The sequence below is a fragment of the Microbacterium sp. Root166 genome, assembly GCF_001427145.1.
Taxonomy (GTDB): Bacteria; Actinomycetota; Actinomycetes; order Actinomycetales; family Microbacteriaceae; genus Microbacterium.
In genome coordinates, this window is the sequence record NZ_LMGL01000002.1 from 194,949 (window position 1) to 219,754 (window position 24,806).

The following is a 24,806-nucleotide window of genomic DNA, read 5'->3' on the forward strand; positions in this document are numbered from 1 at the left end:
CGCGGCGCCGATGAGCAATCGACGGGGGAAAGTGCGATAATGGTGGTCGATGGGCAGCGGCCGCGCCGCGACGCACATCACCAGAAGACTTCAGGGCGACGAATGCCCTTGGCAGCGCGAGCTCCCGCCGCATGAGCCGGGAACCCGCTGCAGACCGAGTGAGTTTCGCGGCACCGCAGGTGCGGCACCGCACGAGATTACGCCGGGTGGCGCGCGGTGCCGACCCGCAGGGAGTAAGCCAGTGATGGCCGATGGAACAGATTCAGAACTCAACCTCAACGCTGACTCGGATGCCGCGCTAGCGCCAGACGCAGCGCCCGCCGAAAGCGCGGACCAGGTCGACCAGGCAGAGGCGACGCTCGCCGACGCCGAGGTCGACGCGGTCCGCGAGTCCGTCGAGGCGATCGGCGAGGACGTCCACGATGAGACGCGCGCGGTCGCCGACGAGCGCCCCGAAGAGGCGGCGGAGTCGCCCGCCGAGGCTCCTGCAGCGCCCGAGGCTCCTGAAGAGCCCGAGGTCGCCGCAGAGTCCGCAGTCGAGCCCGAGGCCACCGAGCCCGCGGTAACCGAGCCGGAGCCCGAGGCCGAGGCCGAGGAGACGCCGCTCACGGCCGTCGCACTCGGTCTCCTGCCCGAGGTCTTCGTCTCCGAGGTCTCCACGCAGCTTCACTTCTACGCGCCGGCCGTCGCCCCGCTTCCCGCGATCGACGAGCCCGAGCCCGAGGCCGAGCAGTCCAGCTCGACCTCGCGCCGCCGCAACCGTCGTCGCGGGGGAGAGGGCCGGGACGAGGCATCCGCTCCCTCCGAGCCTGCGCCGCCGCGCCAGCGTGCCGTCGAGCTCATCACCGAGCCGCAGCGCATCAAGGGCTCCACTCGCCTCGAGGCCAAGAAGCAGCGCCGCCGTGACGGTCGCGAGGCCGGCCGCCGCCGCGCCGTGGTCACCGAGGCCGAGTTCCTCGCGCGCCGCGAGTCCGTCGACCGCATGATGATCGTGCGGTCCAAGAACGGCCGCATCCAGATCGCCGTCCTCGAAGACAACGTGCTCGTCGAGCACTACGTCGCCCGCAGCCAGGACTCGTCGCTCATCGGCAACGTGTACCTCGGTCGCGTGCAGAACGTGCTGCCCAGCATGGAGGCGGCCTTCGTCGACATCGGGCGCGGCCGCAACGCGGTGCTCTACTCGGGCGAGGTCGACTGGGATGCCGTCGAGACCGGCAACCAGCCGCGCCGCATCGAGCTCGCCCTCAAGTCCGGCGACAAGGTCCTCGTGCAGGTCACCAAGGACCCGGTCGGGCACAAGGGCGCCCGGCTCACCAGCCAGATCTCGCTGCCGGGCCGCTACCTCGTGTACGTGCCGGGCGGCGCCATGAACGGCATCTCCCGCAAGCTCCCCGACACCGAGCGGGCGCGACTGAAGAAGATCCTCAAGGAGGTGCTCCCCGAGTCCTCCGGCGTGATCGTTCGCACGGCGGCCGAGGGCGCCACCGAGGATCAGCTCACGCGCGACGTGCAGCGTCTGACGACGCAGTGGGAGCACATCAGCAAGCAGATCCAGTCGATCCAGGCGCCCGCCCTGCTGCACAGCGAGCCGGACCTCCTGGTGAAGATCGTCCGCGACGTCTTCAACGAGGACTTCTCGAAGATGCTCATCCAGGGCGAGGACGCGCACCAGACGATCACCAAGTACGTCGAGAGCGTCGCTCCCGACCTGCTGGACCGCGTCGTCGCGTACGACGGAGACCGCGATCCCTTCGACGAGTTCCGGGTCACCGAGCAGATCGAGAAGGCCCTGGACCGCAAGGTCTGGCTGCCGTCGGGCGGCTCGCTCGTCATCGACCGCACCGAGGCCATGACCGTCGTCGACGTCAACACCGGCAAGTTCGTCGGCTCGGGCGGAAACCTCGAGGAGACGGTCACCAAGAACAACCTCGAAGCCGCCGAGGAGATCGTGCGGCAGCTGCGCCTGCGCGATATCGGCGGCATCATCGTCGTCGACTTCATCGACATGGTGCTCGAGTCCAACCGCGACCTGGTGCTGCGCCGTCTGGTCGAGTGCCTGAGCCGCGACCGGACGAAGCACCAGGTCGCCGAGGTCACCTCGCTCGGACTCGTGCAGATGACCCGCAAGAAGCTCGGCCTCGGACTGCTCGAGACCTTCAGCGAGCAGTGCGAGGTGTGCGCGGGCCGTGGCCTGATCGTGCACCACGACCCCGTGGTGAAGCACCGCGGGCCGCAGAGCTCGGGCGGCGCCCCGTCCGGCCGGCGCACCCGCGGCAACGCGGCACCGCAGACCAACGGCGGCTCGAACGGCACGCACGTGATCACGGAGGGCGTGAAGTCCGCGCTCGCCCAGATCGCGGCATCCACCATCCACCATCACGACGAGGCGCACGAGACCGTCATGGCCGACGAGCCGGCTGTCGTGGCGGAGGCCCCGGCTGAGCGGCCCAAGAAGCCCCGCAAGAAGCGCGAGCCCGCGGCGAAGGCGAAGGCCCCGAAGACCGAGACGGACATGCTCCTGGATTCGGTCCTCAGCGCCCTGCCCGAGCCCAAGGCCCCCGGTCAGGGACGCTCGCGCCGCCGCGTCAGCACCGCTGCGCTCACGGGCACCCCGGTCGCCCACACGCCGTCGGAGGACTGACCCTCACGTCTCGCCGCGCCGCCGCAGGCCTCTCGGGGTCAGCGGCCGGCGCGGCGTTCGCGTGCGGTGACCCGGAGGCCGGACGCGATGAGCCGCCGCACGAGCTCGTGCCCGCTCACGTGCTCGGCGCCGGCCGCGACCAGGCGCGCGTGCGCCTCGTCGGGGACGTCATAGTGGTCGCGGTCGAAGCCTCGGCGGGGGATGCCGTTCGCCGCAGCGAAGGCATGGAGCTCCGCGAGATCCGAATCGCTCACCAGATGAGCCCACAGCCTGCCGTGCGCCGGCCAGCGCGGATCGTCGATGAGGATCGCCACGAATGCGATCCTATTCGGCCTGTCCGGACACGGCTCCGGGCGTGCTTTTGCCGTTGGTGCCGGCATCCGGTAAAGTAGTCCTTTGGTGCGTCCCGTTTCGCAGGACATGGCGATGCCCGACAGGCTCAGCAGCCGGCTGGCCGTCGCTCCCGCACCGGAACTTCCTCTTCTCGCAAGGGCAGAGTCTCGCTAAGACAATCGGAGCCGTGCGCTCCATCCAGTAGAAACAGGTGTGAAGTGGTTTACGCAGTTGTGCGCGCCGGTGGCCGGCAGGAGAAGGTGGAGGTCGGCACGATCGTCGTCCTCGACCGCCAGAAGGCGAAGGTCGGCGAGACGCTCGAGCTTCCCGCTGTGCTCTTCGTGGACGGTGACGCAGTCACGGTCGACGCTGACAAGCTCGCCAAGGTGACCGTCACCGCCGAGGTGCTCGGCGAAGAGCGCGGCCCCAAGATCGTGATCCAGAAGTTCAAGAACAAGACCGGTTACAAGAAGCGCCAGGGGCACCGTCAGGACCTCACGCGCGTCAAGGTCACCGGCATCAAGTAAGCCCAGGAGAGACGCAGAGATGGCACACAAAAAGGGCGCAAGCTCCACCCGTAACGGTCGTGACTCCAACGCTCAGCGACTGGGCGTGAAGCGCTTCGGCGGCCAGAAGGTCCTCGCCGGCGAGATCATCGTCCGTCAGCGCGGCACGCACTTCCACCCGGGCGCCAACGTCGGCCGCGGTGGCGACGACACGCTGTTCGCCCTCGAGGCGGGCGCGGTCGAGTTCGGCCAGAAGGGCGGCCGCAAGGTCGTCAACATCGTTGCGGCGGCCGCGGAGTAATCCACGGAGCACACACATTCTCGAGGAAGGGGCGGGCTTCGGCTCGCCCCTTTCCCTTTACTCTGGGCATGACCCAGACAGCTCCGTGAGGGGGATCGCATGGTCACGTTCGTCGATCGTGTAACGCTGCATCTGAGTGCCGGCAAGGGCGGCAACGGCTGCGTCTCGGTGAAGCGGGAGAAGTTCAAGCCGCTCGCCGGCCCCGACGGCGGCAACGGCGGCCACGGCGGCGACGTCGTGCTCGTCGCAGACCCGCAGGTCACGACCCTGCTGTCGTACCACCACTCGCCCCACCGCTCCGGCGGCAACGGCGGCTTCGGCATGGGTGATCACCGCTCCGGCGCCGCCGGCGAGACCCTCGAGCTGCCCGTCCCGGTCGGCACGCTCGTCAAGGACGTCTCCGGCGAGCCGCTCGTCGACATGATCGACCCCGGTATGCGCTTCGTCGTCGCGCCCGGCGGCATCGGCGGCCTCGGCAACGCGGCGCTGTCGAGCCAGAAGCGCAAGGCCCCCGGATTCGCGCTGCTCGGCACGCCCGGGTGGGAGGGCGACGTCCTCCTCGAGCTGAAGACCGTCGCCGATGTGGCCCTGGTCGGCTTCCCCTCCGCGGGCAAGTCCAGCCTCATCGCCGCGATCTCCGCCGCGCGGCCCAAGATCGCGGACTACCCCTTCACGACCCTTCACCCCAACCTCGGCGTCGTTCAGGCCGGCGACACGCGCTACACCGTCGCCGACGTGCCCGGACTGATCGAGGGTGCCAGCGAGGGCAAGGGCCTCGGCCTGGAGTTCCTCCGCCACGTCGAGCGCTGCACGGCGCTCGTGCACGTGCTGGACTGCGCCACGCTCGATCCGGGCCGCGATCCGCTCACGGACCTCGATGTGATCCTCGCCGAGCTCGGCGCCTATCCGGTCCCCGAAGGCCAGACGCCGCTGCTCGAGCGTCCCCAGCTCATCGCCCTCAACAAGGTCGATGTCCCCGAGGCGAAGGATCTCGCCGATCTGGTGCGCCCCGAGCTCGAGGAGCGCGGGTACCGCGTGTTCGAGATCTCCACGGTGAGCCACGAAGGACTCCGCCAGCTGAACTTCGCGCTCGGCGACATCGTCGAGAAGCACCGCATCGAGCTGGCCAAGACTCCCGCGCCCGAGCGCATCGTCATCCGCCCCAAGGGCTCGCAGAAGGACTTCTGGGTGCGCGTCGAAGGCGGCACGTACGGCAACATCTACCGCATCCTCGGCGAGAAGCCGGTGCGCTGGGTGCAGCAGACGGACTTCCAGAACGAGGAGGCCGTGGGATACCTGGCCGACCGGCTCGAGAAGCTCGGCGTCGAGGACGAGCTCTTCCGCGCCGGCGCGATCCCGGGCGCCACCGTGGTCATCGGCGAGGGCGACGGCATCGTCTTCGACTGGGAGCCCTCGCTCAAGTCCGTCGCCGAGCTGGCTACCGCGCCTCGCGGCACCGACCCTCGCCTCCTGCAGAGCAGCCGCCGCACCACATCGGAGCGCCGCGAGCGGTACCACGAGATGATGGACGCGAAGGCCGATGCCCGCGCCGAACTCGAAGCGGAACGCCTTGCGAAGGCGGACTGGAGCGCGGAGGGCGACGAGTGATCGCACTCGAGCGTGACGGCATCCGCTCCGCGCGGCGCGTCGTCGTCAAGGTGGGATCGTCGTCCATCAGCGGTGAGAACGCCGCGAAGATCGGTCCGATCGTCGACGCCATCGCTGCTGCGCACGCCCGCGGCGCCGAGGTCGTGCTGGTGTCGTCCGGCGCCATCGCGACCGGCATGCCCTTCCTGCATCTCGACGAGCGCCCGAGCGATCTCGCGACGCAGCAGGCCGCAGCCGCTGTCGGGCAGAACCTGCTGATCTACCGCTACCAGGCGGCTCTTCGCCCGTTCGAGATCGTGGCAGGCCAGGTGCTGCTCACTGCCGGCGACCTCGAGAACAGCACCCACCGCTCGAACGCGCGCCGCGCGATGGAGCGGCTGCTCGGACTGCGCATCCTGCCGATCGTCAACGAGAACGACACCGTGGCGACCCACGAGATCCGCTTCGGCGACAACGACCGCCTCGCGGCGATGGTGGCCCAGCTCATCGGGGCCGACGTTCTCGTGCTGCTCAGCGACATCGAGTCCCTGTACACGAAGCCGCCGGGGGAGCCCGGCGCAGTGCCGATCCGGCGCGTGGCGCACGACGAGGACCTCCACGGGTTCGAGTTCGGCTCCGTCGTCGTCAACAGCGTGGGCACCGGGGGAGCGGCGACCAAGGTTTCCGCAGCGCGGCTGGCCGCGGCATCCGGAATCGGCGTGCTGGTCACGAGCGCCGACCTCGTCGCGGAGGCTCTCTCCGGCGAGCCGATCGGCACGTGGTTCCAGCCGAACCCCGACCCCGCGGCACCTCTGCCCACGGGTCCGGTGCGCACCGCCCAGCGATAAACTGACCGGATGACCACGACGGCGACGACAGCCCGAGAGCGGATGCTGCTGGCCAAGGACGCCGCACGCACCATCGGCCTTCTCGGCGACACCGAGAAGAGCGACGCGCTTCGCGCGATCGCCGATGCGATCGAGCAGGCGGCGCCGCAGATCGTCGCAGCGAACGCCGAGGACCTCGAGCGAGGGCGCGCCGGCGGCATGGCCGAGGGCCTCCAGGACCGACTGCGGCTGGACGCCGACCGCGTCTCCGCCCTGGCCGCGGCGGTGCGCGACATCGCCGCACTGCCCGACCCCATCGGTCGCGTGCTCGACGAGCGCACACTGGCGAACGGCGTCTCGCTGACGAAGGTCGCCGTGCCGTTCGGTGTCGTGGGCTCGATCTACGAGGCGCGGCCGAACGTCACCGTCGACATCACCGCTCTCGCGCTGAGATCGGGCAATGCGGTCGTGCTCCGCGGCGGCTCGGCGGCGGAGCGGACCAACGCCGCGCTGATCCAGGCCATGCGCGGCGCGCTGGCCGACCGGGGCATCGATCCCGAGGCGATCCAGACCGTCGACGAGTTCGGCCGCGAAGGAGCCCGCGAGCTGATGCAGGCGCGCGGCCTGATCGACGTGCTGGTTCCCCGTGGCAGCGCCCAGCTGATCGAGACCGTCGTCACGGAGTCCTCCGTACCCGTGATCGAGACGGGCGCGGGCGTGGTCCACATCGTGCTCGACGAGTCCGCCCGGCTGGAGTGGGCGCGCGACATCGTCGTCAACGCCAAGGTGCAGCGCCCGAGCGTCTGCAACTCGGTGGAGACCGTGCTGGTACTACGGGATGCCGCGCCCCGCCTGGTTCCGCCCGTCGTGGACGCGCTGCGCGCACAGGGCGTGACGGTGCACGGTGACGAGACGGTCGCGGCCCTGGCGGACGGCGTCACCGCGGCGACCGAGGACGACTGGTCGACGGAGTATCTCAGCCTCGACATCTCGATGCGCGTGGTCGACGACCTCGATGAGGCGCTCGAGCACATCCGCCGCTACTCGACCCACCACACCGAGTCGATCATCACCGACGACGAGGCCAACGCCGAGCGCTTCCTCGCCGAGGTCGACTCCGCCGTCGTGATGGCGAACGCGTCCACCCGCTTCACCGACGGAGGCGAGTTCGGCTTCGGCGCCGAGGTCGGGATCTCGACGCAGAAGCTGCACGCGCGCGGCCCGATGGGCCTCACCGAGCTCACCAGCACCAAGTGGCTGGCGCGGGGCGGCGGACAAGTACGCGTCTGACCGCCTAAACTGGATCCAGCCTGACCCCAGAGGCGAACCGAACGGAGCCCGAATGACCCTCGCCACGATTGTCGCCCTCGCCGCGGAAGAATCCGAGCACCACGGCAACGTGGCACTCGAGACGGTCGGCTACGGCATCATCGCCGTGTGCGTCTTCGCGGCTCTCGCACTCGTCACGCTCTCGTACCGCAACGTCGCCAACCGGCACGCGCACAAGGCCGAGGCGTATGCGCGTGCTCACGCGAACGACGTGCACCAGGCAGGACACGGCCACTAGGTCGACTGGATGACGGTGGCGTCCACCCCGCGAATCGGGGTCATGGGTGGGACATTCGATCCCATCCATCATGGGCACCTGGTCGCCGCCAGCGAGGTCGCGCAGTCTTTCGATCTCGACGAGGTCGTCTTCGTACCTACCGGACAGCCGTGGCAGAAGGAAGACGTCTCGCTGAGCGAGCACCGCTACCTGATGACGGTCATCGCCACGGCATCCAATCCGCAGTTCACGGTGAGCCGCGTCGACATCGACCGATCGGGCCCCACCTACACGATCGACACACTGCGCGATCTGAAGGCGCAGCGGCCCGATGCGGAGCTGTACTTCATCACCGGTGCCGACGCCTTGGCGCAAATTCTCAGTTGGAGGGACCATGATGAGTTGTGGGACCTCGCGCACTTCGTCGCCGTCTCCCGTCCGGGCCATGTGCTGAGCACGGAGGGACTGCCCAGCGAAGACGTGAGCCAGCTCGAGATACCCGCTCTCGCCATCTCGTCCACCGACTGCCGTGACCGCGTCGGACGCGGACATCCCGTGTGGTACCTCGTGCCCGACGGGGTTGTCCAATACATTGCGAAGCATCACCTCTACCGGAGCAAGGAATGAGCACACCTGAGCAGCCGGCGAACCCACCGCTGACACGCAAACAGATTCGCGAGATCCGCAACACCGGGTCGACGCCCGTCATCACGCCTGAGGAGATCGACCAGGCGCCGTCCGCCGCGCCCGAGGGGGCCCCTGAGGTCGAAGCCGAGGAGACCACGCCCGAGGTCGTCGAAGCGGCGCCGGAGGCCGACCCCGCCCCGCCGGCTCAGCCTGCGGCTGCCGCGATGCCCACCTGGTCCGCCGCTCCGCTGCCGCGGGCGGCAGAGCCCGCCGTCGTCGGCCCCGCTCCCGACGCCGATTCATCGGTCGATCTCGGCGCCTCGCCGCTGACCCGTCGTCAGGCACGTCAGCAGGAGCGCATCCGCACGGCCTCCGTGCCCGTCATCACCCCTGAGGTCGCCGCCGCTCATGCGGCCACCACCGGCTCCGCTCCCGTCGCCGCGACCCCTCCGCTGACGCACGCCGAGAGCCCGAGCCTCGACAGCGGCATGCACGACCTCTTCGGACTGCACACCTCGCCGGCTCCGATCATTCGCGATGAGGCCGCCGCTCCGGCCGCGGTCGCCGTGGCGACCGACCGTGAGCCCGCCTCGGCGTTCTCGCCGTGGGCGCAGCCCGAATCCGACTCCGAGTCCGAGTCCGACGAGCGTGCAGCCGACGAGCAGGAACGCGTCGTCAGCCCGCTGCTGGGTGCGGGCCTTCTCGAAGGCGAGCCCGTCCTCGCCGACCTGCCGCCGTCCTTCGACCAGCTGCTGTCACGCTCGACCGGCTCGGTGTCGATGCCCAACGCGCTGATCCTCTCTCAGGCCCCGGAGGTCGCCCCCCTGGGCGCGGCTGTCACGGCGACGGGCGAGGTCATGATCACCGGCACCCTCAACCTCCCCGAGGGGCTCGGTTCGACCGGGCACGCTCGCGGGACGGCCGACGGCAAGGAGATCGACGCCACGCTCGTGGACGGCGAGCTTCCCGCCCATTCCTCTCCGACTCCCATCGCGGCAAGCGCAGCGGTGAGCACGGTCAAGACATCCGGCGAAGTCATCAAGCCCCCGGCCCCCGAAAAGGGCAGCCGACTCATGATGACGCTCGCCATCACCGCGGGCGCGCTGGCGCTCGCCCTTGTGGGCGTGCTCATCCTCGCCTTCGCGACAGGAGTTTTCGCATGACAGCGACCGCACAATCCCACGACATGCTTCAGATCGCGGCCATCGCGGCGGACTCCAAGGGCGGCGAGGATCTCATCGCCCTGGACGTGTCGGAGCCGCTGCCGCTCGTCGACATCTTCCTCCTCGTCACGGGACGCAGTGAGCGCAACGTCGCCGCGATCGCGGACGAGATCGAAGACCAGCTGCACCAGGCCGGACACAAGCGGCTGCGCCGCGAGGGACGCGCGGAATCGCGCTGGGTGCTGTTGGACTTCGGCGACCTCGTCGTGCACGTCTTCCACGAGGAGGAGCGCATGTACTACGGCCTGGAGCGGCTCTGGAAGGACTGCCCCGTGGTCCCCATCGAACTGCCGGCTCCCGCGCCCGCGGAGTAGGCCGGGCGTGGTTCGGACCACGCGCTGACGTGTTGTAAGCTTGTCGAGTTGCCCCGCGGGGCAGCAGAACAAGGGCCTGTGGCGCAGCTGGTAGCGCACCTGCATGGCATGCAGGGGGTCAGGGGTTCGAGTCCCCTCAGGTCCACCAAAACTCCCGGTAAAGTACCAAATCTTCACTCCCTGATCAGGGAGCTTCAATGTTTGGTAGTCGTTTACTGGACACTTCGCCGAGTCGACGCAGCGCGCTCTCGGACCTTCTCGAAGTATCTGGAAGGTACGCGGCACCGCCCGCGCACCTTCGCTATATGGACGCTGTTGGCACCTCAGAGTCGGGACATGGGGACTACGTCTCGTTGGCCGAGCTTGCCGCCGAGCTAAAGGTTTCCGTCCAGACGATCTATGACCTGCGGAGCAAGGGTCGTGGCCCGCGTGGGTTCCGTGTCGGCACGCAGTTGCGGTTTCGCAAGAGCGAGATCGACGCGTGGGTCCACCGCATGGAGCTGGCCGACGAGCGGCGTCACGCCGGCGGTGCGTGGTGAATGGCGGGCGGCCACGCACGCTGATTGGCTCATACGGAACCATCAGTGTCAGAAGGCGAGGCGCGTCGTACGTAGCCTTGGCGCGCATTCGTGACGCCGACGGGCGTCTGCGCAGAGTGACGGGCGCGGCCCGCACGGAGTCGGCCGCTCGAGCCCGTTTGAGGGAGCGCCTGCTGGACAGACCGGGCTTCGGGGCGGGAGGTCTGCTCGATCTCAGCAGCTCCTTCCGTGACCTCGCCGATCTGTGGCTCGAGGATCTGGAGATGCGGGAGCTGTCGGATGGGACGAAGAAGAACTACCGCGATGATCTCCGCCTCCGCGTGCGGCCGCAGTTCGAGCACTTCTCACTCGGTGAGCTCACCACCGGCCGCGTGGAGTGGTTCCTCCGCTCTGAGAGGGCCGTGTCGTTCTCTCGTGCGCACCACTCGCGGACGATTCTTAATCAACTCTTCGGCTTTGCTCTCCGGCACGACGCGATTCCGCGGAATCCGGTGCAGGGAACGAGCCCATTGCGCCGGCCGAAGGGCGAGCGTCAGGCGTTGACCGTGGAGCAGATCAACGCGATCCGCGATGCCGCGGGTCGCTGGCGGACCGGACCCGACGTCAAGGGACCCAAGCCCGACGGGCAGGTGCGCGACATCATCGAGGTGCTCCTCGGCACCGCGCTGCGCATCGGCGAGTGCCTCGCTCTCCGCGTGTCCGATGTAGAGGACGGTCCCAGCGGTATGACGATCTCGGTGACGGGGACGGTCGTGTTGCGCACCGGCAGCGGTGCCGTCCGTCAAGACCACCCAAAGACCGAGCACTCTATCCGCCGAATCGCAGTTCCCGATTTCGCTGCGGACGTCGTTCGAGCACGGCTCGCCGGCATCTTGACTACCGACCCGGGACGGACCATCTTCGCCAATCGCGCGGGCAAGCCACTGAGCCCGTTCAATGTGCGACGTACCTTCCGAGCGTTCCTCGAGCTGGCAGATCTCGCGGGGGAGGGGATCACGTTGCGCTGGTATCGGCGGACGGGTGCAACGGTCATCGCGCGCGGGGCGAGCGCCGACGCTGCCGCCACCTTCCTCGGCCACGGATCGACCGCGATCACAGAAGGGCACTACATCGAGCCCGACCGCAGCGTGGATCGGGGGCCGGCAGGAATCCTCGAACGGACCCTACGCCGGGTGAACCCCGATACCTCGCTGCTCTCGACGGACGACGAAGCGGTCGACAATCCGGCGCTCGACTTCCTCGACGAGGAAGACATCGAAGCGGCCTAGTGCCTATTCGATCGGTTGATCTCGATCGTTCGTGCCCCAACTCGCGATCGGCCCGCCATTCGGGCCGTGGTTCCGCAGGAACTCGCCGTGGACGCGCTCGCAGGCGAGGCGGAGGGTGCTTGACCAGCCGATGACTTCGCCGCGGAAGCTGACACGGTAGCGAACGTCGTCGTCGCTCACTCGGCGGATCTCGATCGTGCCGTACACGCGGTCGTATGCGTCGAGCAGGCTCCAGGTGCCCGTGGGATTTTCCTGCGCTGCCAGGAACGGGTGCCATCGGCGCTGGTCGACCATGGGGTTCCTCCTCCGGCCGACACGGATGAGAGAGTAGAACGACCTGCAGACATCGCCGTGTGAATCGTGGGCGCTGGGTGCGCACCTTCATGCCATGAGCGATCGTGAGCGCGCTGACGCCGTCCTCGAGCACGTGGCTGTGCTCGCGTTCCTGTACTACCCCGGCATCGAGGTGGATGATCCGAGCTACAGCCTCGCCGACGACATCGAATGGTGTCTCGCGCGGCTGGGCGATGTGGCCGACGTAGAGCGGGAACGGATGCGTGCGCTCTTCGAAGGAGCGATCACGGACCCCACCGCGACGCGCGAGGAGTTGTTCACGGCTCTCGTTGAGCTCGACGGCGTTCTCGCAGTGGAGCACCATGAGTGACGCGCAGCCGAGCGACGACGAGCGGGCAGCGCGCCTGGCCGCGCAGCGGAAGGCATGGAACGACGCGCACCCGACCTACTACGCCGAGTACCGTGAGCGGAACCGTGAGGACATCCGCCGGAAGAACCGCGAGCGGGAGCGTGATCGTGCTCAGCGCGAGCGGGAGGAGAAGGCGCGCCGTCAGAAGGGGATAGATCGCGCAAGAGCGTGGGCAGCGGAGCACCCGGAGGAGCGTCAGCAAGCGCGCGAGCGCTACAAGCAGAAGCACCCGGAGACGTACAAGCAGGCGCAGCGCGACTATTACCACCGGAACCGCGACGCGATCGCTGAGCGGCGGCGGGCGCGTGAGGCTGCAGACCCAGCGAAGGCGAACGAGGCTCGACGCCGCGCGGTCGACCGGGCCCGGGCTGCCGGCCGCGACCCGGCATGGTCGCCCACTCCTGAGCAACGTGCGACCTATCGTGAGCACGAGAACGAGACAAGGCGCCTGCAGCGTCGCCGCGCGCGTGCCGGACTGCCCGAGCGACAGCTCCACCGGGTTCACGCGCCGGAGCGACGTCACAACGATGCCGCGGCGGACGCATTCTTCGCGCAGAAGCGGACCGGTGAAGACATCGCCCGAATTAGAAATCAGGACGATCCGACTCCTCCGGACTTGGTGCACGCGTGGCGGGAGCGTTCGGAGAACCGACGTGTCGCGCGTGAGATCCTAGCGATCGCTGAGGAGTACTTTGCCGATCACGAGGTCGAGTTACGGGCACGGGTCGCGGAGGCATCCCGCGTGCGGTTCCGGGGCGGGATGCTGCCGCTCGACGTATACACGGAGCCACGCCGTCACGCCCTCGAGTTCGCAAGCCGGGGCTATCTGCGCGCCAACGCTGCGTCCCCGACGTCATCGCTGACGATCTTTCGCTGGCTCACGACCGATTACGCCCAACGGCGACCCGACATCACGCTCTGATCGATCCGCATTCGGGCATGCTCGGGAGAGCCGCGCGCTTCGCGAATGGTGTCGCAGCGCACCTCTAGGCTGAGCGAATGGTCGACTATGGGGAAGTCGTTGGGGACGGTGTTGCCGCAGGGCTTGGAATGCTGTGGGCGGGGGTCGCGGCGAACCCGTGGACGGTGATCCTGTTCGTAGGGATTATCGTCGGCGCTCTTTGGTTACAACTGACACCGACCCGACGGGGTCGCCGCCGATGACCACGACTGCACCTGCGGACGGGGTCGGCTCTGTCCCCGCCGCGGCGGTGATCTCGGCGTGCCTGAGCGCTCAGGCCGGTGTCCCTGCCCGATCCCGCGTGTCGCGCGTGTTCGGTCAGTCCCCGCTATCGGTCGACTCGCGACCCTGGTATCTCGGCGCACTCGGTGAGCTACAGGTCGCGGAGCGCCTGGCGAAGCTCGGGCCCGACTGGACGGTGCTGCATTCCGTCCCGATCGGCGATCGGGGGAGTGACATCGACCACGTCGTTGTCGGTCCTGCCGGAGTGTTCACGATCAACACGAAGTTCCACGACGACGCCCGGATCTGGGTCGGAAGCACGCGGCTTCTAGTCAACGGCCAGAAGACCGATCATCTGCGCAACTCCCGCTACGAGGCGCAGCGGATCGCCAGGAAGCTGATGGCGGTCGCGGGGGAGCCGATCGACGTCTACCCGGCGATCGTTCTCGTCGGAGCCCGCAGCGTCACGATCCGTGACCGACCCGTGGACGTGACGGTGCTCCGAGACACCGAACTGGTCCGCTGGCTCACCCGGCGCACAGCCATGCTCACGGCTGATGCGCGCGACCGCCTCGCTGAGATGCTGACGCGCCCGGAGGCATGGGGTACGACATCCGGCGCCTCCTCGGAACCGGACCTCACGGCATTCGCCGCTCTTCGCCGCGAAGTGGGCGCCGCGCGGCGCGTGCGGATGTTGTGGGGAACGGCCGGTCTGCTTGGCGGCATAGTGGTGGCCGCGACTCTCTCCATCAATGCCTATGCAACGCTCCTTGGCGGATAGCTCGCATGATGGACTCATGCCGCTGAGTCCGACCATCGCGATGCTTCCCGACACTCCCGATTCTCGGCTGCTAGCCGAGTTGAGTTCCTACTCGGACGACTTGTCCGAGGCGAGTGACGCGATCGAGCAGGCATTGGAAGCAGGACACGAATCGCCGCTCTGGCAGCCGCTGACAAGCTACGCCGTGGTCGCCTACATGCGTGCGTTCGCGCACTCCAACGTCCGGCCCGGCCTCCTCGCGTATGTTCCAGTCCCTGACGATCTGGTCGAAGCGCACGACATGATTCGCGGCTACCGGAACACGACCATCGCGCATTCGCAGTCGGAACTCTCGATGTCGTTGCCCCTTGCCTCGCTCACGGCTGAAGGGACTGTCCGCCAGGTGCTGCCGATCACGATCCGCCACAATCTTCCGCAGACCACGGCTCGCCGCATCGCCGACGCTGTCGACCGGATGAGCGCCCTCGTGGCCGAGTTGATCCAGCCACTTGCCGAGCGGCTCACCGCCGAGTACCGGCACGCAAGCCCTGCCACGATTGCCGGCTGGCCCGTCCCCGACCTGGATCATGAACCTGCTGACCGATTCACTGCGCAATCAAGGAGACGGCGACCGCCGCGCTTCGTCGCGTATTGGGACGTCGGCGGCGTGCCAGTCGACGGCCCTCGCTAGCGCGCCGCGGCTGCGACGTCGTCTGCGAGCCTATCGATGACGTCTGCTAGGCCGCGATTGGCCAGGTCCCACGGGCCTACCGCCCGGGGGTCTCCTCGATCAGCCGCAGGAGTAGCTCGGGAGGAGTCTTCTTGTTGACTAGCAACGCCTCTCGAGCCCCTTGCCCGCCGTGAACTGCGACGTAAGTGAGAGCCTCCAATGATGCGTGCTCGTTTGCTGCGACGGCGGCGACTGCTTTCGGATTGCGGCTGGATGCCGCGGCCATGATCCGCTGTTGATCCGTTCCCTCGGCGAACCCAATCAACATCGACTCCGGGAAGTTTGGATGCTTGATCGCCAAGTTGATCATGTCTTCATCTTTGGTCCCGCCGCATGCGACCTGTCGGAGGAAGAGCTCGGGTGCGTGCGGGTTGCGGATCAGCGCCTTTCGGACCGCGTCGTCGTTGCCGCGGGGGTCTCCGGAGCGGAGGCGTGATGCAACAGCCTCGACGACATTCCTATTGTTCGATCCTGCGAGGCGGACAAGCAGGTCACCCTTCGTGTAGTAATCCTTCGCTACGAGCACTGCAGTTGGGGCGTCTCCCGTGTTCGCCAGCTGTTCGAGGATCGCGATCGGGAGCTCTCCATAGCGCGCGGCCAACGTCCGCCACGTCTCGGAGTTGCCCGTCTTGATCATGTGATCGAGCGCGGCCGCTGAGATTTCGAGGCCACCGAACACGTGATCCAGTGTGCTGATCGACTTAAGGACCGCCGCTCGGACGGAGGGGTGCTCGTCGAACGTCATGCGGCTACGAGCGGGCTCAGAGAGCGCGACCCAGAACGCGCCCGCGTTCGACGCTACCGCGGTGCGAATATCAGGATCGTCGTCTTGGGCCAGCACCTCGAACCCAGCCCGATATGCGACCTCACGAGGCTCTCGCGTATACCCGGAGCGCTCATGCTCACGAATCGCGGCGTCCGGATGCGTCGACCCTGCGGCGGCGACGCGAACCGAAGGTTCAGCGTCCGCAGCGAGGCGCGCGAACGCAGCGGCTGGTGTCGAACGATTGGCGGCGACTGCCCGGCGAACTGCATTCGCCGGATCGTTGGCGAGCTCGTCGAGGATCTCAGGCGATGCGTCTGGATTGGCAGCAAACCCGATCCGGTCGGCTTGACCATCCTCCCGCATCCAACTCCGACGCGAGATCTCGCGGCGAACCTTGCGCGCCATGTCGGCCTTGGCTGCGGCCGTTGCGCTGCCATCCCAGATCGTCCATGTGATGGTGTGACCGTCATCGCGTTCGCTGCGCGTCGTCGTCCGACGCGCCACCCAATCGCCGTCGCTGAGGAACTCAAGGGTACCGACCGCGGAGCCGGGGTTCTCTACGATGTCACTCAAAATCCGCTCTCGCGACCCCTCAAGATCGCGAGGCACCCGATCAGGGTCACCCTTCATCCAAAGCTCCCGATGAGCCCCGCGAGCCACCGCGTCGAGCACATCCGGAGACGCTGCATCGTTCTTGGCCAGAGCCGCCCATACTTGCGCCTCCTCCGCGAGTCGTCGCTGATCGCGGGGAGACGATGACCGCGCGAGGACGCTCATGACCGACTCGACAAGCACGCTCAGAGCCTCGGCGGGCGTGTTCGAGTTTGCCGCAGCCGATATGAGTGGTTCGAGTGGGAAAGTGTCACGCTCTGTGCTGTACGAGGGTCTCGCAGGTCGCGCCGCTCTACGAGCAAGCTGGTCGTTCACTATTTTTGTGAGCACTGGTGCCGTGGCTGATGCATTGGCTGCCACTGCTGCGACGACGTCCGCCGCATCATCCACCGCGAGCCGCATCAGCAGCTCGGGCGGCATGGACGCGTTGCCTGCAACGGACTTTCGTACGGTCTTGTCTGCGTCAGCGGCGAGACTGACAAGGCTGGAGACCGGCATTCCCTGCCCACGAGCCGCGGCGGCACGAATGTTTGGTGCGGGATCGAGGGCGAGTATCTTCAGCACGTCTGACGGCGCGGCCGCTCTCGACGCGACCGCAAATCGGACACTGGAACTCTCGTGCTTTGCAAGGCGCCGCAACACGTCATCCGGCGTGGTCGCCTCCTTGCCGTAATCACGAAGGAGGTCCTCTCCGGCCGTGTCAATGATCGCCAGCACTAGCTCCGGCTTCAGCTCGGGTGGAGTACGCGGGTTGCGCGCGATGGCCTCGAGAAGCACCGGGTCACTCTCTCGCGCGAGACGCCGTATCTCAGCGCCATCGTTCGCAATTCGAGCTCGAGCCACGCCAGCGACACCTTCCGCAGAATCAGTCGCGAGCAGTGTGAGGACGTCCTCCTTCACGTTGGGCGAAATAGCTACGGCTCGCCGAACTGCCTGGTCCCGATCGTTCGCAAGCAGCTCGAAGGTCGCCGAGCTTATGTACCCACTACCGCGCACATGGGAGATCCGCTTCGCGATCGGTTCCGTAGGGATCGTGGCCAGGACGATCGGACGGAGGTCCTCCTGCTCGTATAGGTACGCTCGTGTCGATGTTGGTGTCGCAGGATTCTCGGCGAGGGAACGGGCAATCGCCCGCATTTTCGGCTTCTCCCGATCGTGCCAACTAAACAGGCCGCCCAGGGTGTCTGCGGAAGCGCACGTGTTCCTCGCCACAGCCAGCTTTATCTCCTGCGGCGCGTCGTGCCAGGCAAGGCGAGACAGAACTGCCGGCGGCGTCGCGGGATTCCCAGCGGCAGCAACCTTCTCCGTGAGTGTCGCTCCGCGACGGTTGAGAATGTCACCCAGCACGGCTCCCGGTGTGTTCGGGTTTCCGAAAACTGCGGCGCGAATGTGCTCATCCCGACTACCCGCCAGACGCTCAAGTGAGGGTCCTGGGGTGGAGGTGTTGCCGGCGGCGGCGAAGGTGACGCCAGGTGCACCATCGTCCGCCAAAATTTCCAACACGCTGGGAGGTGTACTGACATTACTAGCGACGAGTGCGCGAAGCTCCGGATTCCCGCTTCGCGAAAGCCTGGCCAATCGCGCCGGCCGGGTCTGCGGGTCTTGAGCTGCGGTACCGCCGAACATCACGACGTTCGACTAATCGAAGCGCATGCGGTGTTGCGTCGTGTTATCGATAGGCGCCACGACTGGTCAGACGTTCCGGGCATCAACGCTCCTCGGTCGGCGGGCAACGTGGATCAACACTATCGACTGCATTCGACACGGCGTTCGACGTTGGGGGGACGGGCCAGGCGGTCATCACAAGGCCCGCGACTATCGCCGTACGCGGTTTCGACCAGCGCCTTCCGAATCGACAGATGCGCGGTCATAAGAGTGACTAGTCTGGACCGTCGTGGGTGGTATGCAACGACTCCTTGACGAGATCGAGTCGCGCGGCTGGTCCGACGTGAATAAGACAGTCTGCTCGGAGTGCTTGACCGATTACGCGCTTAGCGCGGCGGTCCGTGACGCCGGCGGACGCGCGCCTTGTGACTACTGCCACGACTCACCCAGTCACCCCGAGGCAAGCGCTTCCGTCAATATCGTGCTCGACCTAATCGTCGACGGCTTCCGGTATGAGTACGAGGATCCGGTTGAGCAGGTGGTTTACTCCTCCGCAGACGGTGGATACCAAATGGGCCTGCTGGATCCGTGGGACCTCCTGGGAAACCACGAGGTCACTGAAGATGGGCACTTGTTTGAGGATCTTGCCGCTGCGGTCCAGCAAGACGCATGGGTCCAACGAGACCCCTACGCGGCATCACCGACAGACGCCCTGCGATGGGGATGGGAGTCCTTTCGCCAATATGTGAAGCACCGCAGGCGATACACGTTCCTCGTGCGCGACACTAGGTCGATGTACGGCGCAGGGGAGATCACGATGGATGCGATACCAGCTGCACTCGCCGACGCCGTCGAGACCGCGGGCCAGGTACGAGTACTCGACGCAGGAACGAAGTGGTGGCGAGTGCGTGTACACACGCCCGGGGAGCACCATCGTTCGGCTGCGGCGCTTGGATCGCCACCTGACCAGTGGGCCAAGGACAACCGCATGACAGCCAAGGGCATGGGAGCGTTCTATGGTGCGTCCACCGCCGTCGGCGCCCAAACGGAAGTCGCTGGATACGCGGGCCCCACAGACGTGGGAACTATCGGGGAGTTCGAACTACTTCGTGACATCACGGTGGTGGACCTGACGACGGTTGATGAGGTGCCCTCACTCTTTGATCCTGATCGACGGCACGAACGGGCACCGATCGCGTTCATGCGCGATTTTGTCGAGGACGTCGCGCGCGTAGCTGACCCCACAGATCGCCAGAATCTGGACTACGTTCCAACTCAAATCGTGGCGGAGTACCTGAGATACGAACTCCGGGGCCCCGCCGGTCCTGTAGATGGCATCCTTTGGCGCTCCTCGAAAGACCCGACCGTGACGAACTGCGTCGTTTTCGCGACGAACGAACAGATGGCGGAGGTCGGCTACGCCGATGTCAATTCCACCCTCGGACTCGACCCGACCACGGTTCGAGTAATTGCAGCGCCTTTGTAAGGCGTCACGCGGGGGCGGAGATTGATCGTCACGAAACTGCTGGTCATCGCACACCCCCATTAGTGGACCCAGCCGGAGTGATCACAGCGGCCTCCGCCGCAGGTCGCTGGAAACTAGCCAAAACATCGTAGGTGCCGTGAGTTGCGGGGTGACACCCCACAGGCGAATGCGCCACCAAATTCGACAACACGCCGAGGTCACTCGGGGCGCCGGGTCTCCGCTGCGATGAAGGCGTCCTCCACGGCCCGGCGGCGGGCGACGTCCTCGACGACGAACCTGCGAAAGTCGGTCGACCGGTCCTCGATGGGGATCTCTTCGACCGACGGCGCCGGCTCCTCCCCAGGCCACGCCGTCTGACGTGTAGCTCTGTCGCGGTCGAGCCGCGAGCCGCATGCGGCGACCCAGTCGTGCAGGCGCTCTCGGGCCTCGGCGAAGTCCTGATGCCAGCCGAGGGGAGCGGAGCCATGCTGCTCCTCGTCGTATGCGCAGAGCCAGTGCAGGTGTAGGGCGGAGAGTTCCCAAACGAGTTCGGAGTGGCGATGCCACAGCGGCGGGATGATCGACGGTCCGAGACCGTAGGTGCGTCGTAGCCAGTTCACCCACCTGTCGAGTTCAACCCACTCGAATGCGGCTCGATCCGAGGTGAGCACGTTCCAGTTCACCGGGCGGGGCACGCTCGGCAGGCCATCGGCCTCACCCTCGGGGCCGTCCGGCGTTGGTGGCTCGAACTCATACCCGGGAAAGTGCAGGGGCTCGTCGGCGGTCATCAGGCGCTCAGATGGCCACGGGACGGACCGCCGGCTTTGCCGTCGACGGGGCGGATGCCGCCACGGACGGAAGCGCGTTGCGGCGGCGTTGCAGGATGTAGTTGGTGCGCGCGGAGTCGTGGCCGAGGCGCTTCGCTACGAACTCCTCGGTCTCGACCATTTCGCCGTCGCGTTCCCGCGTCGAGGTGTGCGTGTAGCCCTCGGCGATGAATACGTCGCCCTTGTTGAACATCGCGTAAGCCCGTTCCGCGTTGCGGCGGAACATCACGAGGTCGTGGTACGTGGTCTCAGTCTGGGTGAATGTGCCGTCTTCGTTGCGTTCGAAGTGCTCCTGCCCGATGCGCACCCAGAACCGGGCTTCACCTTTCGCGTTGAACGCCAGTTGAGGCTGCGACGCGATGAACCCGGAGAGAGACTGCTGGGTGTGGATAGTCATCGGATGCTCCTACCAAAGGGCCGCAGGTCGGCCATCACCTGGTAGGTGCGTGGCCTATCCCCGCCGCAGTTGTTCCTCGACTCGAGCCCTTTCAGCGCGAAGTTCTGCAGCGTCGGGCCGGGCAGTCCATTCGCGCATGCGCGTGACGATCGGCGGCGCCGACCTCAGCAGTAGGAGCGCCGTGCCGTACGGCAGCGTGCGAATCACGTCGGGCGGCATGATCGGAACCCGGCGCGTTGATCGCTGGTTAGAGCGCATGCCGCGTTCACCGATAGTGATCGAGTCGGTGGCCTCGTCGCGGTCGCCAATCAGGGTGGCGATGTCTTGGAGGTCTCGAGACCCTGAGGCGCCGCCGAGCACGATCTTGGCGATACTCGCGTCCCAGATCGCCGTGGCTGCGTTGTCGCCCCACCGCTGACGGGCCTGCGCGAGCGACTGAAGCACCGGCATCGTGGTGACACCGGTGCCTCCGCCTTCGGCCATCAGGACAGGCAGCGACGGCAGAGGGGCAAGGTTGCCGATCTCATCCAGCGCGAGAAGCAGCGGCGGGTCGAGGCGGGCGCCTGGGGATCTCGCGGCAACGCGCCTCGCGGTTTCGACGAGGTCTTCGACCAGAGCGGCGACGAGGGAGGAGGATGCGCCGGTGCCGGCGCCCGTCGCGAGAAGGTACAGGGTGCCGTTGCGTCGGAGAAAGGTCTCCGGATCGAACTGCTCGTCCTGGCTCGGGCTGACTGCATCGAGAACACGAGGGTCAGCCAGAGCCGCCAGCGCCAGGGAGACGCCCTGCCAGATCGAGTCGCGCGTGCGGGGGTCGGCGTCGATCATCGCCTCAAGCGACTCAGCCCATCCCGTCGCGGCCGCAGGATTGGACGTGAGGATCGCGACGGCATCCTTCGCCGCGGCCGGATCGAGCGTCCAGCGAAAGAGCTCACCAGGTGAGCGGCCGTCGAGCGCTGCGGCGTGCAGCAGCGACTGAAGGGCTGTACGGGTTTTGCCCTCCCAGAAGCCGCCGTTTTCCACCCCAACGCTCGACAGGCCTGTACCGGCCGCAAGCCCCGCGGCGCGAATCATCGCGGTGAGTGGGAGCTCGCAGCCGCGTACCGGAGACCACCGCAAGCCCGCCGGTACCCCCGGGGCAAGATGCTGTGGATCGAACACGGCGACGGGCCCCCGTCTCATGCGCGAGCGAATGGTGGTCGTGAGGTTGTCCGGCCTGGTGGAGGTGGTGACGACGGCGCCAGGTGCGTCGAGGATCGCGTTGATGACGACGTGGGCGCCCTTGCCCGACCGGGGAGGGCCGATCACGAGGATCGAGTCCTCAACCGACGTCCACACCTTCGTTCCTCGCGCCACTCCCACGAGGTAGCCGACGTCCTCGCATCGCGGCTTGTCGACGGACGCGCGAAGGTGGGCAGCGCGCTTCAGCAACGCGTGATCGGAGGCAGCGCGGCGCACGTCGGCCGTGGTCGCGATCCCAGCAATCCGGTTCGGGTCGGACCTGGCGTGACGAGTGTGGTTTCGGATGACGCGCCACACCCACCACCCCGAAACGCTGACTAGCGCCACGAACGCCACGACGACAGCCCAGTACGCCACGGCGTTGAGCCCGGGAGATCCGAGTGCCGCCCCCGGGTCAGCGGGGGAGCCGAAGACACCGAGCCCCGCGGCCAGACCACCTGTCGGCTGCTCCGCTCCTGACAGGAAGGCGGCGAGATTGCCGCCCACACGCAGGATGCCGGCGATCGCAACGGCCCCGCCGAGAGCGAGCAACGCGACGTTGGTCAGCCCGTCGGGACCGGAGACGCCGACACCGTGGGGTCCCGTCATGTGACGATCCCGAAAACACACGTGCCGGAGATTCTCCCCACGAGGACAATCGCGCCCTCGGCGGTCACGCGGCAGAGCCCCGGTTCCAGCAACGCTCGAGCGGACCCGTCCGCAGAAGCCTTGATGTGACGCACGATGATCGCTAGGGCTACTTCTTCGCCCGGGAGGAAACCCTCTTCGCCGTAGACAGCGCGAGGCGGCTCGACCAAGGGGGTCGCATCGATGAGTGCTGCGGGTGCGGCCAGTGGCTCCGCCGGAGCGCTCGACCCTGCGTCCCGGATCTGCGGCGGCACAGTCGGGGCGACCGAGCCCTGCAGCGGCCGGGTGATGAGGTCGGTGAAGACCGTGCCGTCTGCCTCGTGGACGACGACCCGCACCGGCGACCCGTGAGCGAGCAGGACCGTGTCTATGACTTCCGCGAAGGACGCGCGGGTCCAGGGTGCCCCGAACCGAGGCGGTTCGAACGGCGTCCCATCGACGGCGACGGTCATCGTGCCGTCCGCCGAGATCGTCATGGTGATCACGGGAAGGACCGCCGGCACGAGGATCGCGTCGATGGATCGTCGTAATGCGTGCGCTGTCGTCATTTTACGCCCTCCGTCATGCGACCCGTCGTGTCGAATGCTGCGAGCTCCGCGGGGTGCAGCTGGTGCTGGACCACGAAGCTACGGTCCTTGATCCTCCAGAGACCTTGACCCGTGGCGAGGCCGGGCAGCAGGCCCTGCTCGGTGCCAGTGAGGCCCAGCGCGGTCGCAGTCGCTCCGAGTTGGTCCGCTTCCTGCCGGTAGATGATCCGCGTCTCCGCGTTGGCGAGGAGGGATGAGGCGATCGCGCGCATCGCGGAGCCCTGGTCGCCGACGTTGTCGAGGTCGGAGAGCTTGTGGAAGACGAGCAGGTTCGCGATTCCGTAGTGGCGGGCGAGTCGCCACTGAGCGTCCATACGTCGCAGGAGGGCGGGATGCGACATGAGCCGCCAGGCTTCGTCGTAGATGACCCAACGCTGCCCACCGTGAGGGTCGAGGAGCGCCGACTCCATCCAAGCGGAGGAGCAGGTCATGAGGACGGACACGAGCGTCGTGTTCTCGGCAACGCGAGACAGATCGAGCGAGATCATCGGCAGGCTCGGGTCGAAGGTGACGGTGCTGGGACCGTCAAACAGTCCGGCGAGATCTCCCGCGACCAGCCGACGCAGTGCGTGCCCCACGACCCTGCCGTCCTCGACGAGGCGTCGGTCGGCTTGCTGAGATGCGTCCGGAGAGAGGATGCGTTCGACGACCATCGGCAGGATCGGGGTCTCGCATGAGCGGACAGTGTCCGCGAGAGCGAGATCGATCGCGGTGTGCTCCAGCGGGCTGAGTGGTCGTTCGAGCACCGTTTCGGTCAAGGCGCCGATCAGGTCGCGGCGACGAGAGGCGACCTGACCAGCCCAGCTCTCGTCGGAAACGCCGGAAGGGCGATGCCCCTCATCGAGCGGATTGAGTCGGTTCGCCATGCCGTGTCCGAGCACGATTGCCTGCCCGCCCACGGCTTCGGCGACGGCCGTGTGTTCCCCCGTCGGATCGCCGGGTACGTAGACGCGACGGCCGAAGGGGATCGAACGCGTGTAGAGGCTCTTCACCAGCGATGACTTACCGGAGCCCACGATCCCTGCCAGGACGATGTTTGGCGCGGTGATCATTCCACGTGAGTACAGCACCCACGGGTCATAGACGAATGACGCGCCCGAGTAGAGGTCCTGGCCGACGAAGACGCCTTGCGAGCCGAGTCCGCCTTCGGCGAGGAACGGGTAGGCTCCGGCGAGCGTCGCACTGGTGTCCTGGTGGCGCGGTATCCGCAGGCGGCCGGGGGTTCGCAGCGCGGCGGGCCGCGACTCCCCGGCGGCAGGCAGGTAGGCCGTCGCGCGTAGATCCGCGCGCTGCGCTTCGACCTGGGCACGGTCGGATTCGGTGGTGGCAGCGCGAGCGGCGGCACTGAGACGCTGGGATGCCTTCCGTCGGGCGCGACGCTCCTTCCTGCGTTCGCCTGCCGGGTCCACGAGCGTTGTGGTGTGAATGCGCTCACCCCCTTGCGCGTTCACAGCGACATCCCGTTGCGGCGGTGAACTTTCGCACCAGACCCCTGGAAGGCGAAGGGGCCAGGGCGCTGAAACGAGTCGTTCGGATTGACGCGGGGCGCGAGTGATTCCGAGACCTGCGGCGCGGCGACGACGGACGGGCCCC

General features: G+C 67.3%; 25 protein-coding genes, 1 tRNA gene and 1 pseudogene. 18 read left to right on the plus strand and 9 right to left on the minus strand.

Features of this window, described 5'->3' with window-relative positions:
• Positions 1 to 244: 244 nt before the first annotated feature.
• Positions 245 to 2,641, plus strand: a complete 2,397-nt coding sequence (locus ASD56_RS08695; protein ID WP_055964342.1) for an Rne/Rng family ribonuclease — start codon at positions 245 to 247, stop codon at positions 2,639 to 2,641.
• Between the two features lie 38 nt (positions 2,642 to 2,679).
• Here ASD56_RS08695 and ASD56_RS08700 read toward each other — a convergent pair whose 3' ends face one another.
• A complete protein-coding gene (locus ASD56_RS08700; RefSeq protein ID WP_055964345.1) occupies positions 2,680 to 2,955 on the minus strand; it encodes a DUF4031 domain-containing protein in 276 nt (91 codons plus the stop codon).
• A 237-nt stretch (positions 2,956 to 3,192) separates the two neighbouring features.
• On the opposite strand from ASD56_RS08700, the gene rplU reads away from it, so the two are divergent.
• The 12 genes from rplU (at position 3,193) to ASD56_RS08760 (ending at position 11,712) form a co-directional block, all read left to right on the plus strand.
• Entirely contained in the window at positions 3,193 to 3,501 is a 309-nt protein-coding gene (gene rplU / locus ASD56_RS08705) for a 50S ribosomal protein L21 (protein WP_055964346.1), read from the plus strand.
• Between the two features lie 19 nt (positions 3,502 to 3,520).
• Complete coding sequence (gene rpmA, locus ASD56_RS08710) at positions 3,521 to 3,781, plus strand: 50S ribosomal protein L27 (protein ID WP_055964349.1); 261 nt, start codon at positions 3,521 to 3,523, stop codon at positions 3,779 to 3,781.
• A gap of 99 nt (positions 3,782 to 3,880) precedes the next feature.
• The gene (gene obgE, locus ASD56_RS08715; protein ID WP_055964352.1) at positions 3,881 to 5,389 is read left to right on the plus strand and encodes a GTPase ObgE; all 1,509 of its coding nucleotides are present in this window, start codon (positions 3,881 to 3,883) and stop codon (positions 5,387 to 5,389) included.
• Positions 5,386 to 6,216 (plus strand): glutamate 5-kinase, encoded by an 831-nt coding sequence (proB, locus tag ASD56_RS08720; protein WP_055964354.1) that lies wholly within the window; start codon positions 5,386 to 5,388, stop codon positions 6,214 to 6,216. Before obgE ends, proB begins: the two co-directional genes overlap by 4 nt.
• A gap of 9 nt (positions 6,217 to 6,225) precedes the next feature.
• Positions 6,226 to 7,485 carry a glutamate-5-semialdehyde dehydrogenase gene (locus tag ASD56_RS08725; protein WP_055964357.1) on the plus strand — a complete coding sequence of 420 codons (1,260 nt, stop codon included), beginning with the start codon at positions 6,226 to 6,228 and terminating at the stop codon, positions 7,483 to 7,485.
• Between the two features lie 52 nt (positions 7,486 to 7,537).
• Positions 7,538 to 7,762, plus strand: coding sequence for a hypothetical protein (locus ASD56_RS08730; RefSeq protein WP_055964360.1), 225 nt, complete (start codon positions 7,538 to 7,540; stop codon positions 7,760 to 7,762).
• Positions 7,763 to 7,771: 9 nt separating this feature from the next.
• The gene (gene nadD, locus ASD56_RS08735) at positions 7,772 to 8,368 is read left to right on the plus strand and encodes a nicotinate-nucleotide adenylyltransferase (protein WP_055964364.1); all 597 of its coding nucleotides are present in this window, start codon (positions 7,772 to 7,774) and stop codon (positions 8,366 to 8,368) included.
• The gene (locus ASD56_RS08740; protein ID WP_055964367.1) at positions 8,365 to 9,531 is read left to right on the plus strand and encodes a hypothetical protein; all 1,167 of its coding nucleotides are present in this window, start codon (positions 8,365 to 8,367) and stop codon (positions 9,529 to 9,531) included. Before nadD ends, ASD56_RS08740 begins: the two co-directional genes overlap by 4 nt.
• The gene (gene rsfS, locus ASD56_RS08745) at positions 9,528 to 9,905 is read left to right on the plus strand and encodes a ribosome silencing factor (protein ID WP_055964370.1); all 378 of its coding nucleotides are present in this window, start codon (positions 9,528 to 9,530) and stop codon (positions 9,903 to 9,905) included. Before ASD56_RS08740 ends, rsfS begins: the two co-directional genes overlap by 4 nt.
• Before the next feature lie 72 nt (positions 9,906 to 9,977).
• Positions 9,978 to 10,053 (plus strand) — tRNA-Ala (locus ASD56_RS08750).
• Positions 10,054 to 10,258: 205 nt separating this feature from the next.
• Positions 10,259 to 10,444, plus strand: a complete 186-nt coding sequence (locus ASD56_RS08755) for a helix-turn-helix transcriptional regulator (protein WP_200947486.1) — start codon at positions 10,259 to 10,261, stop codon at positions 10,442 to 10,444.
• Positions 10,438 to 11,712: a site-specific integrase gene (locus ASD56_RS08760; protein ID WP_157535898.1), complete on the plus strand. Its 1,275-nt coding sequence runs from the start codon at positions 10,438 to 10,440 to the stop codon at positions 11,710 to 11,712. Before ASD56_RS08755 ends, ASD56_RS08760 begins: the two co-directional genes overlap by 7 nt.
• Positions 11,713 to 11,715: 3 nt before the next feature.
• On the opposite strand, the gene ASD56_RS08765 is transcribed toward ASD56_RS08760, so the two are convergent.
• Complete coding sequence (locus ASD56_RS08765; protein WP_055964379.1) at positions 11,716 to 12,006, minus strand: hypothetical protein; 291 nt, start codon at positions 12,004 to 12,006, stop codon at positions 11,716 to 11,718.
• Positions 12,007 to 12,100: 94 nt separating this feature from the next.
• On the opposite strand from ASD56_RS08765, the gene ASD56_RS08770 reads away from it, so the two are divergent.
• From ASD56_RS08770 to ASD56_RS08785, 4 genes are all read left to right on the plus strand, one after another.
• Positions 12,101 to 12,376, plus strand: coding sequence for a hypothetical protein (locus tag ASD56_RS08770; protein WP_055964382.1), 276 nt, complete (start codon positions 12,101 to 12,103; stop codon positions 12,374 to 12,376).
• Positions 12,369 to 13,337 carry a hypothetical protein gene (locus ASD56_RS08775; protein WP_055964385.1) on the plus strand — a complete coding sequence of 323 codons (969 nt, stop codon included), beginning with the start codon at positions 12,369 to 12,371 and terminating at the stop codon, positions 13,335 to 13,337. The genes ASD56_RS08770 and ASD56_RS08775 overlap by 8 nt, the downstream gene beginning before the upstream one ends.
• 238 nt (positions 13,338 to 13,575) lie before the next feature.
• Entirely contained in the window at positions 13,576 to 14,379 is an 804-nt protein-coding gene (locus ASD56_RS08780) for a nuclease-related domain-containing protein (protein ID WP_082541391.1), read from the plus strand.
• A gap of 16 nt (positions 14,380 to 14,395) precedes the next feature.
• Positions 14,396 to 15,049 (plus strand): hypothetical protein, encoded by a 654-nt coding sequence (locus tag ASD56_RS08785; protein ID WP_055964391.1) that lies wholly within the window; start codon positions 14,396 to 14,398, stop codon positions 15,047 to 15,049.
• Positions 15,050 to 15,125: 76 nt separating this feature from the next.
• Here ASD56_RS08785 and ASD56_RS16175 read toward each other — a convergent pair whose 3' ends face one another.
• Both ASD56_RS16175 and ASD56_RS16625 read right to left on the minus strand, forming a co-directional pair.
• Complete coding sequence (locus ASD56_RS16175; protein WP_157535900.1) at positions 15,126 to 17,813, minus strand: hypothetical protein; 2,688 nt, start codon at positions 17,811 to 17,813, stop codon at positions 15,126 to 15,128.
• A gap of 117 nt (positions 17,814 to 17,930) precedes the next feature.
• Positions 17,931 to 18,092, minus strand: a pseudogene (locus ASD56_RS16625) (variant leucine-rich repeat-containing protein); the annotation flags it as partial.
• Positions 18,093 to 18,369: 277 nt separating this feature from the next.
• Here ASD56_RS16625 and ASD56_RS08795 point away from each other — a divergent pair.
• Positions 18,370 to 19,557, plus strand: a complete 1,188-nt coding sequence (locus ASD56_RS08795) for a HEPN-associated N-terminal domain-containing protein (RefSeq protein WP_055964396.1) — start codon at positions 18,370 to 18,372, stop codon at positions 19,555 to 19,557.
• A gap of 197 nt (positions 19,558 to 19,754) precedes the next feature.
• On the opposite strand, the gene ASD56_RS08800 is transcribed toward ASD56_RS08795, so the two are convergent.
• The 5 genes from ASD56_RS08800 to ASD56_RS08820 all read right to left on the minus strand — a co-directional run bounded on the left by ASD56_RS08800 (position 19,755) and on the right by ASD56_RS08820 (position 24,664).
• Complete coding sequence (locus tag ASD56_RS08800; protein WP_055964400.1) at positions 19,755 to 20,324, minus strand: hypothetical protein; 570 nt, start codon at positions 20,322 to 20,324, stop codon at positions 19,755 to 19,757.
• A gap of 7 nt (positions 20,325 to 20,331) precedes the next feature.
• Entirely contained in the window at positions 20,332 to 20,760 is a 429-nt protein-coding gene (locus ASD56_RS08805) for a single-stranded DNA-binding protein (RefSeq protein ID WP_055964403.1), read from the minus strand.
• A gap of 54 nt (positions 20,761 to 20,814) precedes the next feature.
• Positions 20,815 to 22,587: a type IV secretory system conjugative DNA transfer family protein gene (locus tag ASD56_RS08810; protein WP_055964407.1), complete on the minus strand. Its 1,773-nt coding sequence runs from the start codon at positions 22,585 to 22,587 to the stop codon at positions 20,815 to 20,817.
• Complete coding sequence (locus tag ASD56_RS08815) at positions 22,584 to 23,078, minus strand: hypothetical protein (RefSeq protein ID WP_157535905.1); 495 nt, start codon at positions 23,076 to 23,078, stop codon at positions 22,584 to 22,586. Before ASD56_RS08815 ends, ASD56_RS08810 begins: the two co-directional genes overlap by 4 nt.
• Positions 23,079 to 23,170: 92 nt before the next feature.
• A complete protein-coding gene (locus ASD56_RS08820) occupies positions 23,171 to 24,664 on the minus strand; it encodes an ATP-binding protein (protein WP_055964412.1) in 1,494 nt (497 codons plus the stop codon).
• Between the last annotated feature and the right edge of the window lie 142 nt (positions 24,665 to 24,806).

Bases quoted from the DNA above. Each gene is read 5' to 3' on its own strand.
- ASD56_RS08695 (WP_055964342.1), top strand. From the start codon at position 245: ATGGCCGATGGAACAGATTCAGAACTCAACCTCAACGCTGACTCGGAT.
- rpmA (WP_055964349.1), top strand. From the start codon at position 3,521: ATGGCACACAAAAAGGGCGCAAGCTCCACCCGTAACGGTCGTGACTCC.
- obgE (WP_055964352.1), top strand. From the start codon at position 3,881: ATGGTCACGTTCGTCGATCGTGTAACGCTGCATCTGAGTGCCGGCAAG.
- ASD56_RS08725 (WP_055964357.1), top strand. From the start codon at position 6,226: ATGACCACGACGGCGACGACAGCCCGAGAGCGGATGCTGCTGGCCAAG.
- ASD56_RS08730 (WP_055964360.1), top strand. From the start codon at position 7,538: ATGACCCTCGCCACGATTGTCGCCCTCGCCGCGGAAGAATCCGAGCAC.
- nadD (WP_055964364.1), top strand. From the start codon at position 7,772: ATGACGGTGGCGTCCACCCCGCGAATCGGGGTCATGGGTGGGACATTC.
- ASD56_RS08740 (WP_055964367.1), top strand. From the start codon at position 8,365: ATGAGCACACCTGAGCAGCCGGCGAACCCACCGCTGACACGCAAACAG.
- rsfS (WP_055964370.1), top strand. From the start codon at position 9,528: ATGACAGCGACCGCACAATCCCACGACATGCTTCAGATCGCGGCCATC.
- ASD56_RS08765 (WP_055964379.1), bottom strand. From the start codon at position 12,006: ATGGTCGACCAGCGCCGATGGCACCCGTTCCTGGCAGCGCAGGAAAAT.
- ASD56_RS08770 (WP_055964382.1), top strand. From the start codon at position 12,101: ATGAGCGATCGTGAGCGCGCTGACGCCGTCCTCGAGCACGTGGCTGTG.
- ASD56_RS08775 (WP_055964385.1), top strand. From the start codon at position 12,369: ATGAGTGACGCGCAGCCGAGCGACGACGAGCGGGCAGCGCGCCTGGCC.
- ASD56_RS08780 (WP_082541391.1), top strand. From the start codon at position 13,576: ATGACCACGACTGCACCTGCGGACGGGGTCGGCTCTGTCCCCGCCGCG.
- ASD56_RS08785 (WP_055964391.1), top strand. From the start codon at position 14,396: ATGCCGCTGAGTCCGACCATCGCGATGCTTCCCGACACTCCCGATTCT.
- ASD56_RS08795 (WP_055964396.1), top strand. From the start codon at position 18,370: ATGCAACGACTCCTTGACGAGATCGAGTCGCGCGGCTGGTCCGACGTG.
- ASD56_RS08800 (WP_055964400.1), bottom strand. From the start codon at position 20,324: ATGACCGCCGACGAGCCCCTGCACTTTCCCGGGTATGAGTTCGAGCCA.
- ASD56_RS08805 (WP_055964403.1), bottom strand. From the start codon at position 20,760: ATGACTATCCACACCCAGCAGTCTCTCTCCGGGTTCATCGCGTCGCAG.
- ASD56_RS08810 (WP_055964407.1), bottom strand. From the start codon at position 22,587: ATGACGGGACCCCACGGTGTCGGCGTCTCCGGTCCCGACGGGCTGACC.
- ASD56_RS08815 (WP_157535905.1), bottom strand. From the start codon at position 23,078: ATGACCGTCGCCGTCGATGGGACGCCGTTCGAACCGCCTCGGTTCGGG.